Origin of the sequence: Sphingomonas sp. Leaf4 (assembly GCF_920939515.1) — a bacterium.
GTDB lineage: Bacteria > Pseudomonadota > Alphaproteobacteria > Sphingomonadales > Sphingomonadaceae > Sphingomonas.
Genome location: NZ_CAKLBB010000002.1, coordinates 196,908 through 212,588 on the forward strand (window position 1 = coordinate 196,908; position 15,681 = coordinate 212,588).

Here is a 15,681-nt window from a genome sequence, read left to right on the forward strand (position 1 = left end):
ATGGGGTGGCTGGCGCGGCTGTTCGGGCGGGAGCGGCGCGAGCCGTTCGAGTGGGTCAAAGTCGACCGCAGCAACCCGCAACCGCGCCCGGTCGCCCCGCTCGAAGCGGCCGACGATCCCGACTGGGCATGGCGGACGCTGGTCGCATGGTGGGACCGGACCGATGGCGGCCCGCCGATCGGTGGGGCTTCCGACGAAGCGATCGAAACGCTGGAACGCCGCTACGACATCGTCTTGCCGCCCGACTTCCGCGCGTATCTCACCAACGCAATTCCGTCGCGCGAGGACATGGATCACGGCGCGGGAACATGGTGGCACCTCGATCGCATTCGCAACCTGCCCGACGAGTATGAGCATCCGGTCGGCCCGGTGATTTCCGATGGCGGCCGGCGTTGGCTCTTCTTCGTCGACCATTTGATCTGGAGTTGGGCGTGGGCGATCTGCTGCGAACCCGGACCCGATTGGGGGAAGGTCGCCGTGATCCTCGGCGAAAATGACGACTGTATCGTGGCCGCCAGTTTCTCCGATTTCGTCGCCGGCTACATCGCCGATCCCTACGACATGACCTGAACCCCGGATCAGCCGCCATTCATCGGCGTTATGCCATCACGATGGCGATGACCGCGACGCTCCCCGACCGGACCAGAGGCACCGCGCTGGCGGTGACGATCGGCCTGCACGTCCTGCTCGGCTGGGCGCTGATTATCGGGCTGGGCGTCGACATCCCCCGCGCCGCGCAAGGGGCGCTGGCGACGTTCGACATCCTGCCCCCGCCGCCCGATCCGCCGCCCCCGCCACCCGTTCCCCAAGTGGTGCGTCAGGGCCGCCCCGAAGGCCGCGCCGCCCCGCCCAACATCCGCTCGAAAGCGACCGAGATCGTCGCGACCCCGCCGGTCGTGCCGCTGCCCGTACCCCCGCCGGTCGTGACCGCACCGGTCGCCGGTCCGGGTAACGACGCCTCGTCGGGCGCGACCGACACGATCGGGCCGGGCACCGGCGCGGGCGGGATCGGCGATGGCCTTGGCAGCGGGGGCGCGGGTGACGGCGACGGGTCGGGCGGCGGCGACACGCCCCCCGAACAGATCGGCGGCTCGCTGCAAGGCGCGCGCCTGCCCCCCGAACTGGAGGAAAACGGTTTCGAGGGCAGCGTCGAGGTCGACTATGTCGTCGAACCGAACGGCCGCGCCACCGACTGCCGCATCCGCCGGTCGAGCGGCAACCGCGCGATCGACCTCGCGACCTGCCGCCAGATCGAACGCGCCTTCCGCTTCCGCCCCTCGCGCGACGGACGCGGCCAGCCGGTGGCGTCGGTCATGGTCCAGCGCCACGAATGGGATGTGGAGCGGGAGTAGCGGACCGGGTCGGGCGACACGTCCGCCCGCCCAACCATCGTCGCCCCAGCGAAGGCTGGGGCCTCAAGCGGCGCTTGTCTCGCCTCATGTACGGGAGATCCCAGCCTTCGCTGGGATGACGTTTGGTTCGATGTAGCTGGATCAGTCGTTCAACCTCTGGTTTCGACGACGTGCAGCATGAAGGCGTCTCCCGATATTTCCGCCGAGCACTGCCATGTCCGCTCGGCACCCGCCACCGGTTCGGGTCGCATCCGCGCGAGTTGGCCGAAGAACGGCTTCAATTCGGGAAATCCGTCAGCGATCGGCGTCAGCAGAAACCCGGTCGGGTTGCTGAAACGGTGCTGCGAAACCTCCGTCCGGTTCCGATGCGACATCACATAGGTGTAGAGTGGCATGGCCTGGCCGCCGGGAGTGCCTATTCCTCGCCCTGATACTTGATCTGCAAATACCGCTCGCGCGTCGCCAGACTGTCCAAATCCCCCTGCGCCAGTTGCTGAGTCATCGCCGCGATCTCGCCGTCGATGACCTTCAACCCCTCGACCAGTTGTTCATCCGGCGTGCGGCCGTTGCGGGGCACCCGGCGCAGCGGCTCGGGTACGCGCTGATAGCCGCGCACCAGTTCGGGCAGTTGCTCGCCCACCAGCTTGCGCACCTCGGCCGCCGCCGGTTCGGCGTCGTTCAGCCCGACGAGCTGCGCCGACAGCGTATCGAGCTTGATCCCGATCGCATCGGCCAGCGTCATGGCGGGCGCGGGCAGGGCAGGGCGCTGCGCCGACAGCCAGCGCTCGGTCTGCGCCGGCAGCGACTTCAAGGGTGCCTGCCCCAGTTGCTCGATCACCACCTCGCGCGTCACCGGCATCAGCGCGAACAGCGCGGTGGCGGCGATCAGCAACGCCATCACCAGCATCGCCCCGCCCAGACCCAGCGGCATGAACCACCCGATCACCAGCGCGCCGACGATGATCGCGCCGTCCGCCGCCGCGATCCGGCCCAGCCGCTTGAGCACCTCCGCCTCGCGCCGCCGCCGTGCGCGCGGGGCGACCGCGCCGTGCCGCTCGCGCACGCGCTCCAGCGTCAGTTCGGCGCGCTCCAGCGTTTCCTCGGCACGGGCCATTGCGGTTACATCGCCTCCAGCTTGAACGTCTCGCCCTTGCCCGCCGCATTCTGCGACGCGCCCTCGGCCCGCGCGATATAGCCCTTCGACTTCTCGATCTCGCTCGACAGCGTGCCGACGGTGGTCTTCATCGAATCGAGCGCCTTCAGCTTGAAGGTGTCGATCGCGTCCATCGTGTCGTACACGTTCTGGAACGCGCGTTGCAGCACCTCGACCGGAATCGTCGCCGATGCCGCCTGTTCGTGGATCGTCGCCGTCTGGCTCTTGAGCAGCTTGCTGGTCGAATCGATGATGTTGGCGGTGGTGGTGTTGAGCGCGGTGATCTGTTCGAGCACCAGCTTCTGGTTGGTCAGCGCCTGCGCCACCGTGACGGCGGTGCGCAGCGCGCCGACTGTGGTGGTGCTGGCGCGGTCGACGCCCTTCACCAGCTCGACATTGTTCTTCTTGACCAGATCGAGCGCCAGATAGCCCTGCACCGTCACCGCCATCTGCGTCAGCAGGTCCTGGCTACGCTGGCGGACATAGAACAGCGCCGTCTCGCGCACCGCCTTGGCCTTGGCCGGGTCGCTGTGGTCCAGCTCGTTGGCCTTGTCCTCGAGCTTCTGGTCCATCTCCTTCGACAGATAGATCATCTGTTCGAGCCGGCCCATCGCGGTCCACAGATTGGCGCGTTCGGTGTCGATGGCGGCATTGTCCATCAACAGCTCGTCCTTGCCCGACTGCAACCGCTTGAGGATTTCGGCGATATGGCTCTGCGCGGATTTATAGCCGTCGAAATAGTCGCGCACCTTGCTGCCGAACGGGATCATCCCGAACAGCTTCTTGGGCTCCATCAGATTGCCCTGACGACCCGGATCGAGGTCCTCGATCGTGCGGCGAAGCTGCGCCAGATCGGTGCCGACGCCCGATTCCTGATCCATCGCCCGCACCGGCCGGTCGAGGAAGCGGTTCGACTGGCCCGCCGCCTCGCGGATCTCGCGCGCGCCTAGATTGCTGATCGCATCGACCCGCTTGCCGAATTCGGGCGAGTTGGTGTCCTGCGCGATCAGTTGCTCGATGAAGTCGTCGACCCGGGTCTGCAACTCGGTCTTCTTGGTGTCGTCCACCGGCACCAGCCCGGCGGCCTTGGCCGGGGCCACCGTCGGCACCGGATCGGGCGGGGTCAGCACCAGCGTCGGTTCGTCGATCGTCAACGTCGCCATAATCCCTCCAACGGTCGTCCCGCCCTAGATGCCGGGGAACGTCACCGGGTTCAACTGTGGTATTTAGATAATACACCACGGTGATGCAACCTCTTGTCCCGCGTTGTCATCCGCGATAGCCAGCCCGGCAGAGGGGATTGCCATGACGAAGCGTTTATCCGGCCTGTTGCGGACCGCCGCCCTGTCGCTCGCGTTGGTGACGCAGGCGGCGCAGGCACAGGACCAGTTCATCGATCCCAACACGCTGAGGCCGTCGCTTGATCCGACGCGGACCGCCAACGGCCTCGCGCTCACCCCGCCGATGGGTTGGAATAGCTGGAACAAATACGGCTGCACCATCACCGAAAAGATCGTGCGCGACATGGCCGACGCCATGGCCGGCAACGGCATGAAGGCGGCGGGCTACACCTATATCGTCATCGACGATTGCTGGCATGGGGCTCGCGACGCCAACGGCTTCATCACTGCCAATGCCGAGAAATTCCCGAGCGGGATCAAGGCGCTTGCCGACTATATTCACAGCAAGGGGCTGAAGTTCGGCATCTATTCGGACGCCGGTGCCAAGACCTGCGGCGGCAAGCCCGGCAGCCAGGGCCATGAATATCAGGACGCGCTGACCTATGCCCGCTGGGGCGTCGACTATCTGAAATACGATTGGTGTTCGACCGGGGTGCGCAATGCCGAGGAAGCCTATGCGCTGATGGCCGACGCGCTGAAGGCCAGCGGGCGGCCGATCGTGCTGGCGATCTGCGAATGGGGCAACAACCGCCCGTGGGAATGGGCCAAGAAGATCGGCAATCTGTGGCGCACGTCGTCCGACATCCGTGATGGATGGAAGGGCCGCGAGAAATGGTCGATCGGCATGACCGACATCGTCGACATCAACGAACCGCTCTATCCGCACGCCGGCCCCGGCCACTGGAACGACCCCGACATGCTCGAGGTCGGCAACGGCGGCATGAGCGACACCGAATATCGCGCGCATTTCAGCCTGTGGGCGATGATGGCCGCGCCGCTGATCGCCGGCAACGACATCGCCACGATGAACGACGCGACGAAGGCGATCCTGCTGAACCACGAGGTCATCGCGGTCGATCAGGACGCGCTTGGCGCACAGGGCCGCCGCGTCCGCGACGACGGCGATCGGGAAGTCTGGTCGCGCACCCTGTCCGACGGATCGCGTGCCGTCATCCTGTTCAACCGCGGCGAGACGCCCGCGCCGATCACCGCGACTTGGCCCGAGATCGGCTATCCGGCGGGGGTGACGGCCGAAGTGCGCGACCTGTGGGCGCACAAATCGCTCGGCCGCATGGCGGGCAGCTTTGCGGCAACCGTACCGGCGCACGGCGTCGTCATGGTCCGTATCACGCCGGGCAAGTAGCGGTATTTCGCGCGGAGGAGGCAGAGGGAAGGGCGCGATAGGAAGACGCCGTCGCTTAGGTCCGATCGAGATTCAGCTATTCGTGTGCAGTCCGTAGTCGAAAACACCACCCTCTTTCGTCACCCCGGACCTGTTCCGGGGTCCACCTGGCCGCGAACGCTGTCGCAAGTGCCTCGAGCGGCAGCGATCGCTGCACGGTGGACCCCGGAACAAGTCCGGGGTGACGGAGATGGTCTTTGCCGGCGTCACGGCCGACTGAATGTCGATCGGACCTAGGAATCGCCACGATGGCGTCGAACGCCCCCTCTCTGCGCCTCCGCGCCTCTGCGCGACCATCTTCTGCCTGCGATCAGGAAGAAGGAAGGTTGGTTCACGCGGAGGCGCGGAGGGGTTCCGGTCGTGGCGTCCGTCATCCGCGCCAGCAGCTTCTGGCCTGTGTTTCCGGTAGCACTGCGTCTCCCGGACGCGAACCGGGTGCCGCAAGCGCAACCCCTCCGCGCCTCCGCGCCTCCGCGTGAAAAAAATTCATCGTATTTTACGCCAACACGCTGCACCGCAAAAACGCCCCCTTTGCGGAATCGTGATAAATACGCTAAGCGCGCGCCCAACTGCACTCCCGCACGATCCAGGAAATAGTATGAGCCTTCGCAACGTGGCGATCATCGCCCACGTCGATCACGGCAAAACCACGCTCGTCGATCAGTTGTTCCGTCAGTCCGGCACGTTCCGCGACAACCAGCGCGTCGAGGAACGCGCGATGGATTCGAACGACCTCGAAAAAGAGCGTGGCATCACCATTCTCGCCAAGCCGACCTCGGTCGACTGGACCCCGCCGGGCAGCGATGAATCGATCCGCATCAACATCGTCGACACCCCCGGCCACGCCGATTTCGGCGGTGAGGTCGAGCGCATCCTGTCGATGGTCGACGGCGTCGTCCTGCTGGTCGATTCGTCGGAAGGCGCGATGCCACAGACGAAGTTCGTGACCGGCAAGGCGCTGGCGCTGGGCCTCAAGCCCATCGTCGTCGTCAACAAGGTCGACCGCAGCGACGCGCGCATCCAGGAAGTGCTCGACGAGGTGTTCGACCTCTTCGTCTCGCTCGACGCGAACGACGAACAGCTCGACTTCCCGGTGCTCTACGCCTCGGGCCGCAACGGCTATGCCTCGACCGACATGGACGCGCGTGAAGGCACGCTGATCCCGATGTTCGAGACGATCGTGTCGCACGTGCCCGCGCCGAAGGTGGAAGTGGAGGACGTTCCGTTCACCTTCCTCGTGACCCTGCTCGACCGCGACAACTTCCTCGGCCGCGTGCTGACCGGTCGCGTCAATTCGGGCACGATCAAGCTGAACCAGCCGATCCACGCGCTCGACAACGACGGCAAGATCATCGAAACGGGCCGCGCGTCCAAGATCATGTCGTTCCGCGGGCTGGAGCGCGTGCCGGTGGACGAAGCCAAGGCGGGCGACATCATCTCGCTGGCCGGCCTCGCCGTCGCCACCGTGTCGAACACCATCTGCGATCCGCAGGTCACCGAGCCGCTGCACGCGCAGCCGATCGATCCGCCGACGCTGTCGATGCGTTTCGCCGTCAACGATTCGCCGATGGCGGGGCGTGAGGGCACCAAGGTCACGTCGCGCATGATCCGCGACCGCCTGTTCCGCGAAGCCGAATCGAACGTCGCCGTGAAGGTCACGGAAGCCGCCGATCGCGACAGCTACGAAGTCGCCGGTCGCGGCGAATTGCAGCTCGGCGTGCTGATCGAGACGATGCGCCGCGAAGGCTTCGAACTGGGCATCTCGCGTCCGCGCGTGCTGTTCGGCGAGGATGAGGACGGCAAGAAGACCGAGCCGTACGAAACCGTCATCATCGACGTGGACGAGGAATATTCGGGCACGGTCGTCGAGAAGATGAACCTGCGCAAGGCCGAGATGACCGACATGCGTCCCTCGGGCGGCGGCAAGACCCGCATCACCTTCTCCGCGCCGTCGCGCGGCATGATCGGCTATCACGGCGAGTTCCTGTCGGACACGCGCGGCACCGGCATCATGAACCGGCTGTTCGAGAAGTACGGCCCGCACAAGGGCCAGATCGAAGGCCGCAAGAACGGCGTGCTGATCTCGAACGGCGCCGGCGAAGCGCAGGGCTATGCACTGGGTCCGCTCGAAGAGCGCGGCATCCTGTTCGTCGGCCACGGCGAGGCGCTGTACGAAGGCATGATCATCGGTGAGAACGCCAAGACGGATGACCTCGAGGTCAATCCGATGAAGGCGAAGCAGCTCACCAACTTCCGCGCATCGGGCGGCAAGGACGACGCGATCCGCCTGACTCCGCCGAAGAAGATGACGCTGGAACAGGCGATTGCGTACATCGACGACGACGAGATGGTCGAAGTGACGCCGAAGAACATCCGCCTGCGCAAGCGTCATCTGGACCCGAACGAGCGCAAGCGCGCGAGCCGGGCGAAGGCCGCCTGAGAATAGCGGGGCCGGGCAAGGCGGGCCGGGCAAAGGCGTAGCGCCAGCTACGCCAAGCCGCACAAGGCCCGCCCGGCCGTCCTTGCTACCAGCAAGGACCGACGACGTGGCTTCGCCACGTCGGGCGACAAAAAAGAGAACGGCCCCGGAAGCGATTCCGGGGCCGTTTCCTATTGCGGGAAGAACGCCTTGATCGGCCGCGCCGCGCCGGGCGTGCCGTCGATCACCGCATGGGTCAGTGCCATGCCTGCGCTGCTGTAGGCGAACAGTTCGGCCAGCAGGAACATCGCGACGAAGAAGCCCCAGCCCCACGCCCATGCGACATGAACCCGGCCGGTTCGCCGCCAGTCGGCGATCGCGCCGAGGATCGGGAAGATCGACGGCGCGATCAGCGCCGCGATCCACCAGCCCCACGGAATCAGGAACGGCATCGGCAGCAGGCGTCCGAACCCCGGCCCGGTAATCGCGGCCATGGCGCAGAACATCAGCCGGCGATGCCAGTCGGTCCGTCGCCGCAGTACGATGGCGGCGCCCGTCAACAGGGCGAAGGTCAGGATGCCGGCCGGATTGCCGATCAGGAAGGAATTGACGTCGAACACCGGCGGTCCGCCATGGTCGCGCACGGCATGCAAGGTAATCACAATGGCCAGCGTGACCATGACCGGCAACCATATCAGCGCCAGCCAGCCAAGCCGCCGATGCCAATGGAGTGCTCGACCGGCGACCAGGGCGGTCTGCGTCACATACAGCGCGATCCAGCCCAGAAAGACGAGGCCGTGGACGTGGTAGACGAGCGGCAGCGCGAAGGACGAGCGTCCGGCGGCGAGGTTTAGCGAAAATCCGGCAACCAGCACGGCCGCCATCGCAATTGCCGAGTAGAGAAAGAACCGATGTTCCCGCGTCGCGACCGACTGCGGCATTGACCGTGTAGCCATGTGTTATTCCCCCGATAACCCACGGACCGGCACCTTACTCCATTTCAGCCGGCAATACGATCGTTACGAAGGCGATTCGATCGGCGATGCGATGCCGTCAGCCCACCGGCACCCGCTCGTTCAGCAACGGGACCAGCTCCCGGTTCAGATCGTCGAGCGTCATCGCCCCTGCCTTGGCATACCGCACCACCCCCTTGCGATCGACGATGTAATTGGTCGGCACCGCCGTCGCGTCGTCGATCCCCTTGATCCGCTTGGCCGGGGTGATCGCCAGCGTGTTGAACAGCGCCTTCATCTTGAAGATCGGCACCGACCCCTCGGTCGTCACCGCGAACACGCGCATGCCGTGCTTGCTGACCTGCCGGTAATAGCCGTCGAGCAGCGGCAGTTCGACGCGGCATGGCACGCACCATGTCGCCCAGAAATTGATGAGCACCACTTCGCCGCGATGTTCGGCCAGCGTCGTCTTGGTCCCGTCGGCCAGCGTGAACTCGATCGGCGGCGCGACCTGCCCGACCTTCAATTCCTTGGCGGCGGCAGGCGTGGCGATCGCGGCGGCGGCGAGCAGCGGCAACATCCATTTCAGCATATACTATATCCCCCCGGCGCACAGGATTCGCCGAACCACGGATTTCGTCAAGCCGTTGCCGCGCCATGCCCCGCGCTGCTATCCCATGCCCCATGCCCCATCTCTATCTCGTCGACGGCTCCGGCTATATCTTCCGCGCCTATCACCGGCTGCCGCCGCTCACGAACATCCATGGCGAGCCGGTCGGCGCGGTTTATGGCTATACGTCGATGCTGTGGCGGCTGGCCGATGCGCTGCACAAGGCCGACGGGCCGACGCACATGGCGGTCATCCTCGATAAATCGTCCAAGACCTTCCGCAACGACCTCTACGACCAGTACAAGGCGCACCGTCCGCCGCCGCCCGAGGACCTCGTCCCCCAGTTCCCGATGATCCGCGATGCGACCCGCGCGTTCAGCCTGCCGTGCATTGAGGAAGCGGGGCTGGAGGCCGACGACATCATCGCCTGCTATACCCAGGCGGCATTGGCACAGGGCTGGCAGGTGACGATCGTCAGCGCCGACAAGGACCTGATGCAGCTCATGACCGATCCGTCGGTCGACATGCTCGACACGATGAACAACCGCACGCTCGGCCCCGAGCATGTCGTCGAGAAGTTCGGCGTCACCCCCGACAAGCTGGGCGACGTGCTGGCGCTGATGGGCGACAGCGTCGACAACGTCCCCGGCGTCCCCGGCGTCGGTCCCAAGACGGCGGCCAAGCTCATCAACGAACACGGCACCCTCGAAGCGGTCCTCGCCGCCGCGCCAGACATGAAGAAGGGCAAGCTGCGCGACAATCTGATCGACCATGCCGATGCCGCGCGGCTGTCGAAGGTGCTGGTGACGCTGAAATGCGACGGGGCCTTGCCCGAACCATTGGACGCACTGGCGATGCAGGGCATCCCGGAGGCACCGCTTCGCGCGTTCCTCAAACATCACGGCTTCCGCACGCTGCTGACCAAGCTCGCCACCGTCGCCGATACAGCCCCCGACACCCCGGCCGCACCGGTGGCGGACGATGACGAGGTACCGTGCAACCACGACGGCTATGAAACCGTCACCGATCTCGCCACCCTCGACCGCTGGATCGCCGAAGCGAGGGCGCTGGGCCATGTCGCGATCGATACCGAGACGACCGGGCTGGACGCCACCCGCGCCGACTTGGTCGGGTTCAGCCTCGCGCTCGCCCCCAACCGCGCCTGCTATGTGCCGATCGCGCACGGCGGCACCGACATGTTCGCCGAAAAGCCGGTCCAGATCGATCGCGACGCCGCCGTCGCCGCGCTGAAACCACTGCTGGCCGACCCGTCGGTGCTCAAGATCGGCCATAACCTGAAATACGACATGGTCGTGCTCGCGCGGCTGGGCCTCACCGTCGCGCCCTATGACGACACGATCGTCATGAGCTTCGCACTCGACGCGGGCAACCACGGTCACGGCATGGACGAACTCGCCGCCACGCACCTGCGCCATAGCTGCATCGCCTATAAGGACGTCGTCGGCACCGGCAAGAAACAGGTCGGTTTCGGCGAGATCGACCTCAAGACCGCCACCCGCTACGCCGCCGAGGATGCCGATGTGACGCTCCGGCTCCATCGCCGGTTCAAGCCGCGCCTGGCGTATGAATCGGTCACGACCGTCTACGAACGGGTCGATCGCCCGCTGGTGCAGGTGATCGCCGACATGGAGCAGGCCGGGATCAAGGTCGACGCGAAGGTCCTCGCCCGCCTGTCGGACGAATTTTCCACGCGCATCGCCGACCTCGAAACCCAGATCCACGACTTGGCCGGCACGAAATTCACCATCGGCTCGCCCAAGCAGCTCGGCGACGTGCTGTTCGTGACGCTGGGGATCAAGGGCGGGCGCAAGGGCAAGTCGGGCGTCTATTCGACCGACGTCACCGAACTGGAACGCATCGCCGCCGACAGGACATCGGCCGGTGCCGAGATCGCCGCGCGCGTGCTCGACTGGCGACAGCTCACCAAGCTCAAGAACACCTATACCGACGCGCTCCAGGCGCAGATCAACCCCGCCACCGGCCGCGTCCACACGTCGTACAGCCTCACCGGGGCGCAGACCGGCCGCCTGTCGTCGACCGACCCCAATCTCCAGAACATCCCGATCCGCACCGAAATCGGTCGCCAGATCCGCGACGCCTTCGTGGCGGAGGAGGGCAACGTCATCCTCGCCGCCGACTATTCGCAGATCGAACTGCGCCTCGCCGCGCATATCGCCGACGTGCCGCAGTTGCGCGAGGCGTTCGCGCGCGGTGACGACATCCACAGCATCACTGCCAAGGAACTGTTCGGCGAGGTCAACCGCGACACCCGCGGCCGTGCCAAGACGATCAACTTCGCGATCCTCTACGGCATCAGCCGCTGGGGCCTCGCCGGACGGCTGGACGTGAGCGCGGAGGAAGCGCAGTCGATGATCGACCGCTATTTCGATCGCTTCCCCGGCATCAACCGCTACATCGCCGAAACCACGCAGGCCGTGCGCACCACCGGCTTCACCACCACCCTGTTCGGCCGCAAGACCCATTTCCCGCGCATCAAGTCGAAGGTGCAGCACGAACGGCAGGGGGCGGAACGCGCCGCGATCAACGCGCCGGTACAGGGCACCAGTGCCGACATCATCAAACGCGCGATGACCCGCATGGGGCCGGCGCTGGCGCAGGCCGGGCTGGGCGAGGTGCGGATGCTGCTCCAGGTCCACGACGAACTGGTCTTCGAACTCCCCGAAGCGCTGGTCGAGGCGGCCACCCCGGTGATCCGCCGCGTGATGGAAACGGCGGCCGAACCGCTGGTCGACCTGAGCGTGCCGCTCGGCGTCGAGATCGGCACCGGCAAGAGCTGGGGCGCGGCGCACTGATCGGACAGCTCGTTTGTCGCTAAAAGACAGCCGACTTTTGTTGTCAACGCCGGATGCTGCCAATAGACTGTCGTCAATCCACGTTGCTGATAGCCGAATCGATGCCAATGCTTGCCAACCGATATGACATGTCCCGGGCGGTATCGTATCATCACGGTGCGTTCCCGCCCGCGACCTTCGATTATGCCGCGCTCCTCGGACCGCTGGAGGAAGCGGCCGCGTCGCTGGCGCGGTACGATGCCAAGATGGCGAGCATGGTGAACAGCGAACTGTTCCTCGCTCCCCTGCGGCGGCAGGATGCGGTCAGTTCGTCGCGGATGGAGGGCACGATCTCGACGATCGAGGAAGTGTACCGGATCGAGGCGGAAGAAGACGCCGGCGCACTCGATCCCTATCGCGAAGCGCGCAACGACGACATCGAAACCTTCCTCTATTCCCGCGCGCTGCGCAACGCGCAGCAATCGCTGGCCGAGGGTGCGCCGTTGAGCGAACACCTGATCCGCACCGCCCATCAGCAATTGCTGTTCATGGGTCGCGGCGCGCGCAAGCGCCCCGGCGCGTACAAGACCGAACAGAATTATATCGGCGACGACCGTCGCGGTGTGATCCACTATGTGCCGATCGCGCCCGAAATGCTTGCCCCGGCCATGGAAGGGCTGGTGCGCTTCATGAACGGAAGCACGATGCGCCCGTTGATCCGCACGGCGCTCACCCATGTCGAGTTCGAGGCGCTGCACCCGTTCGAGGATGGCAACGGCCGGATCGGCCGGATGCTCATCACGCTCATGCTGTGGAAACTCGGCATCATCGCCCAGCCCAATTTCTTCGTTTCGGGCTATTTCGAAGCGAACAAGGACGAATATATCGCCCGGATGCGCGCCGTTTCCGCCGACGGCGACTGGACGGGATGGATCGTGTTCTTCCTGCGCGCAATGCACGCGCAGGCGGCCGTCAACATCTCGACCGCCGACAGGATTTTCGCGCTCTACAGCGACATGCGCGAGCGGTTTCGCGAAACGCTCAATTCGCAGTTTCACGATCAGGCAATGGACTTCGTCTTCGCCAGCCCGGTGTTTCGCAACGACCGTTTCGTCGATCGTTCGGGGATACCCGTATCCTCGGCCCGTCTGTTGTCGCGCCGTCTGGTCGACGCGGGCTTCCTGCGTACGATCGAGGGGTCGGCCGGCCGCCGCGCCGCGCTCTATGCCTTCGACCCGTTGCTCGATCTGTTGCGGGTCTGACAGGCTGTTCGAACCCTCGTGAACGCGCGGGTTTTCGCTCCGGCCCGATCGAACGGGTTTGGCAGGGTTGGCACCGGAACTCCGACCGTTGCCCGCAAGCCGCACCCGGCGTGCAAAGCGTAAACGAGGGGCTATGGCGCGGCGGCGGCATCCCCTATGACGCGGCGATGACCTGCCCCCCGCGCGGCGCATGACCGACGCGCCGACCCCGCCGACCGACGACATCGCCGCACTCGCCAAGGGTGGGCGGACGAACGTGTTCGGCTTCGTCCTGCGCCTCGTCGCGCGGTTGCCGTTCCTGTTCATCGCCGGCCGCGTCTATGGGCCGGAGATCGTCGGCCGGTTCGCGCTCGCCGTGCTGGTGGTCGAACTGGCGGCGCTGATCGCGACGCTTGGCCTTAAACGCGGGCTGGCACAGGCCTTGTCGTCGACCACCCGGCCGCACGCGCATGTCGTGTGGGATGCGCTGGCGGTCGCCTTCATCCTGTCGGTCGCGGCCAGTGCGCTGCTCTTCGTCTTTCCGCAGATCATGTATCCCAACAGCCAGGTGATCGGCTTCGAACGCCTGCTGCCGCTGGTCGTGTTCGCCATCGCCTGGTCCGACGTCAGTCTGGCCGCGCTCGCCTATCGGTTGAACGTGAAGGCGGCGGTGACGGCGCGCGCGGTGGTCGAGCCGTGGACGATCTCGATCGCCGCATGGTGCCTGAGCTATTATTCGACGCGCGACGGGCTCATCATGTCCTACGTGCTGGCGATGGCGGCGGCGCTCGCCGCGTCGATCATTCCGTTCGTCCGCAGCTATGGCCTGCCGGTCGGCTGGTCGCCGCATCTGGGGCCGATGCTGGCGCTGGTGAAGCGCAACATGCCGCTCGCCGGCGCTGACGCGATCGAATGGGGCACGCGCAACGTCGATCGCTTCATCCTCGGCCTGTTGTTCGGCCCGGCGACGGTCGGCGTCTATTACATGGCGCAACAGGTCGCCTCGCTGCCGCAGAAGCTCAAGACCAGCTTCGATCCGGTGCTGGGCCCGGTCATCACTCACAGCCTTGCCGATGGCGACAAGGCGGCGGTCGCGCGACAGGTGCGGCAGGTCGGCTTCTGGATCATCACCGCGCAGGCCGCACTGGCGCTGGCGGGCAGCATCCCCGCCTCGGGCGTGATGGGCGTCGTCGGCCGCGAATTCGTCAGCGGGGCGGGGGCCTTGTCGTTCCTGCTGATCGCCGAGGTGTTCGCCGCCAAGGGCGCGGTGTCCGAAGCGGCGCTGGTCTATATCGCGCGCCACCGCAACCTGATGATCTCGCTGGCGCTGCTCGCGTTTCAGGTGGCCTTGAGCTTCGCGCTGGTCGCGCTGATGCGTGGCCTCGGCTGGCCAGAGCCATGGGCGGCGGCGGGGCCGGCGGTGGCGCTCGTCACGTCGGTCTCCATCGGCTCGGTCGTCAAGTCCGGGCTTCTCTCGAAACTGCTCGGCCATAGCGTGCGCGATTTCCGCCCGGCGTTCGTCTGGGCGGTGCTGGCGGCGGCGCTGGTCGGCTCGGCGATCATGCAGTTGCCGCGCCGCTACGAATGGGCGGAGATGCTGTTCGGCATCCCGATCATCCTCGCCACCTATTTCGCGATCCTGTGGCGCTGGGCCTTTCGCCCGGAAGACAAGGCGCTGTTCCACAAGAGCGCGGCGGCCGGCGAGGCGCACCTGCCGACCGACCGCTACAAGGTGTGACCCCGCGTTACTTGATGAAATAGCCGACGACGCCCCACCGGCCGCCGTCCTTCGCCAGCACCACCGTTTCGGTCGCACCGGCGCGGTTGGCGAAGGCCGTGCGGAATTCGACCAGTTGATATTCGCCCGCCGGGGCACCCGGCAGCGACGTGGTCGTGGTCGCTCGCTGGACGGTCCGCGATCGAACCGCGCCCAGCGGCGCGCGCACCGGCTTGACCTGCGCCGTCCACTGATCGGCGGTCACGGCACCGCGGAAAGTCGCCCCGGCGGCCTGCCAGCTCTCCTGCCAGCGTTCCTGGTCGACGATCGTCAGCCATTGCCGTGCGACCTGCTGCCCCGCCGGATCGCTCGCGACCTGTTCGGTGGCGGCGGGTGTCGGCGCGGCGGTGTTGAAGGCGGTGGCGGCCGCGATGACGGCGGCGATCAGGATCGACATGGTGAGCATTCCTCCACTGAGCCAGAGCAGTCGGGTCGACTGCGGCGGACCACTGGAAGCACCCGCAACGGCGTTGGGGGACACCCCCAATTGCTTGTCCCCCATGGTTTGGGGGCCACCGCGCTCGGCATCGCCCAAAATCCTTGCGGCCTCGCGGCTGCTCGATACCGCCAGCTTGCGCCGCGCGTCGCGCAACCGCTCGTTGATCGTGTGGATCGACAGGTTCAGATGCGCCGCGACCGACTTGGCATCATGCCCGGCGAGCAGCAGGCGCAACGCCTCCTTCTCGCGTTCGGTCAGCGTATCGAGCCCCTCGCGCATCACGCGGTCGCAAACGGTGTCATCCCCGTCGTCTAGGAGGACGACCGGTCGACGGCAACCGC

The 15,681-nt window shown here is 66.1% G+C and carries 13 protein-coding genes; 7 read left to right on the forward strand and 6 right to left on the reverse strand.

The window, feature by feature from the left end; genetic code table 11:
- The gene (locus tag LRA89_RS03420; RefSeq protein ID WP_230769020.1) at positions 1–570 is read left to right on the forward strand and encodes an SMI1/KNR4 family protein; all 570 of its coding nucleotides are present in this window, start codon (positions 1–3) and stop codon (positions 568–570) included.
- A 41-nt stretch (positions 571–611) separates the two neighbouring features.
- Entirely contained in the window at positions 612–1,352 is a 741-nt protein-coding gene (locus LRA89_RS03425) for an energy transducer TonB (protein ID WP_230769021.1), read from the forward strand.
- A gap of 149 nt (positions 1,353–1,501) precedes the next feature.
- Here the strand turns inward: LRA89_RS03425 and LRA89_RS03430 are convergent, their stop codons facing one another.
- The 3 genes from LRA89_RS03430 to LRA89_RS03440 are packed head-to-tail and all read right to left on the reverse strand — an operon-like array spanning position 1,502 to position 3,668.
- Positions 1,502–1,747 (reverse strand): hypothetical protein, encoded by a 246-nt coding sequence (locus LRA89_RS03430; RefSeq protein ID WP_230769022.1) that lies wholly within the window; start codon positions 1,745–1,747, stop codon positions 1,502–1,504.
- 20 nt (positions 1,748–1,767) lie between these two features.
- Positions 1,768–2,466 carry a hypothetical protein gene (locus LRA89_RS03435; protein ID WP_230769023.1) on the reverse strand — a complete coding sequence of 233 codons (699 nt, stop codon included), beginning with the start codon at positions 2,464–2,466 and terminating at the stop codon, positions 1,768–1,770.
- 5 nt (positions 2,467–2,471) lie between these two features.
- Positions 2,472–3,668, reverse strand: coding sequence for a toxic anion resistance protein (locus LRA89_RS03440; protein ID WP_230769024.1), 1,197 nt, complete (start codon positions 3,666–3,668; stop codon positions 2,472–2,474).
- Positions 3,669–3,810: 142 nt separating this feature from the next.
- On the opposite strand from LRA89_RS03440, the gene LRA89_RS03445 reads away from it, so the two are divergent.
- Complete coding sequence (locus LRA89_RS03445; protein WP_230769025.1) at positions 3,811–5,049, forward strand: glycoside hydrolase family 27 protein; 1,239 nt, start codon at positions 3,811–3,813, stop codon at positions 5,047–5,049.
- A 637-nt stretch (positions 5,050–5,686) separates the two neighbouring features.
- Positions 5,687–7,528, forward strand: a complete 1,842-nt coding sequence (typA, locus tag LRA89_RS03450; protein WP_055755614.1) for a translational GTPase TypA — start codon at positions 5,687–5,689, stop codon at positions 7,526–7,528.
- A gap of 170 nt (positions 7,529–7,698) precedes the next feature.
- Here typA and LRA89_RS03455 read toward each other — a convergent pair whose 3' ends face one another.
- Both LRA89_RS03455 and LRA89_RS03460 read right to left on the reverse strand, forming a co-directional pair.
- Positions 7,699–8,463, reverse strand: coding sequence for a hypothetical protein (locus LRA89_RS03455; RefSeq protein ID WP_230769026.1), 765 nt, complete (start codon positions 8,461–8,463; stop codon positions 7,699–7,701).
- Positions 8,464–8,560: 97 nt separating this feature from the next.
- Positions 8,561–9,052: a TlpA family protein disulfide reductase gene (locus LRA89_RS03460; RefSeq protein WP_230769027.1), complete on the reverse strand. Its 492-nt coding sequence runs from the start codon at positions 9,050–9,052 to the stop codon at positions 8,561–8,563.
- A 92-nt stretch (positions 9,053–9,144) separates the two neighbouring features.
- On the opposite strand from LRA89_RS03460, the gene polA reads away from it, so the two are divergent.
- The 3 genes from polA (at position 9,145) to LRA89_RS03475 (ending at position 14,862) form a co-directional block, all read left to right on the forward strand.
- Positions 9,145–11,904 (forward strand): DNA polymerase I, encoded by a 2,760-nt coding sequence (gene polA / locus LRA89_RS03465; RefSeq protein ID WP_230769028.1) that lies wholly within the window; start codon positions 9,145–9,147, stop codon positions 11,902–11,904.
- Between the two features lie 128 nt (positions 11,905–12,032).
- Positions 12,033–13,145, forward strand: coding sequence for a Fic family protein (locus LRA89_RS03470; protein ID WP_230769029.1), 1,113 nt, complete (start codon positions 12,033–12,035; stop codon positions 13,143–13,145).
- Between the two features lie 190 nt (positions 13,146–13,335).
- Complete coding sequence (locus tag LRA89_RS03475; protein WP_230769030.1) at positions 13,336–14,862, forward strand: lipopolysaccharide biosynthesis protein; 1,527 nt, start codon at positions 13,336–13,338, stop codon at positions 14,860–14,862.
- Between the two features lie 7 nt (positions 14,863–14,869).
- Here LRA89_RS03475 and LRA89_RS03480 read toward each other — a convergent pair whose 3' ends face one another.
- Positions 14,870–15,619 carry a helix-turn-helix domain-containing protein gene (locus LRA89_RS03480; protein ID WP_230769031.1) on the reverse strand — a complete coding sequence of 250 codons (750 nt, stop codon included), beginning with the start codon at positions 15,617–15,619 and terminating at the stop codon, positions 14,870–14,872.
- Positions 15,620–15,681: the final 62 nt, after the last annotated feature.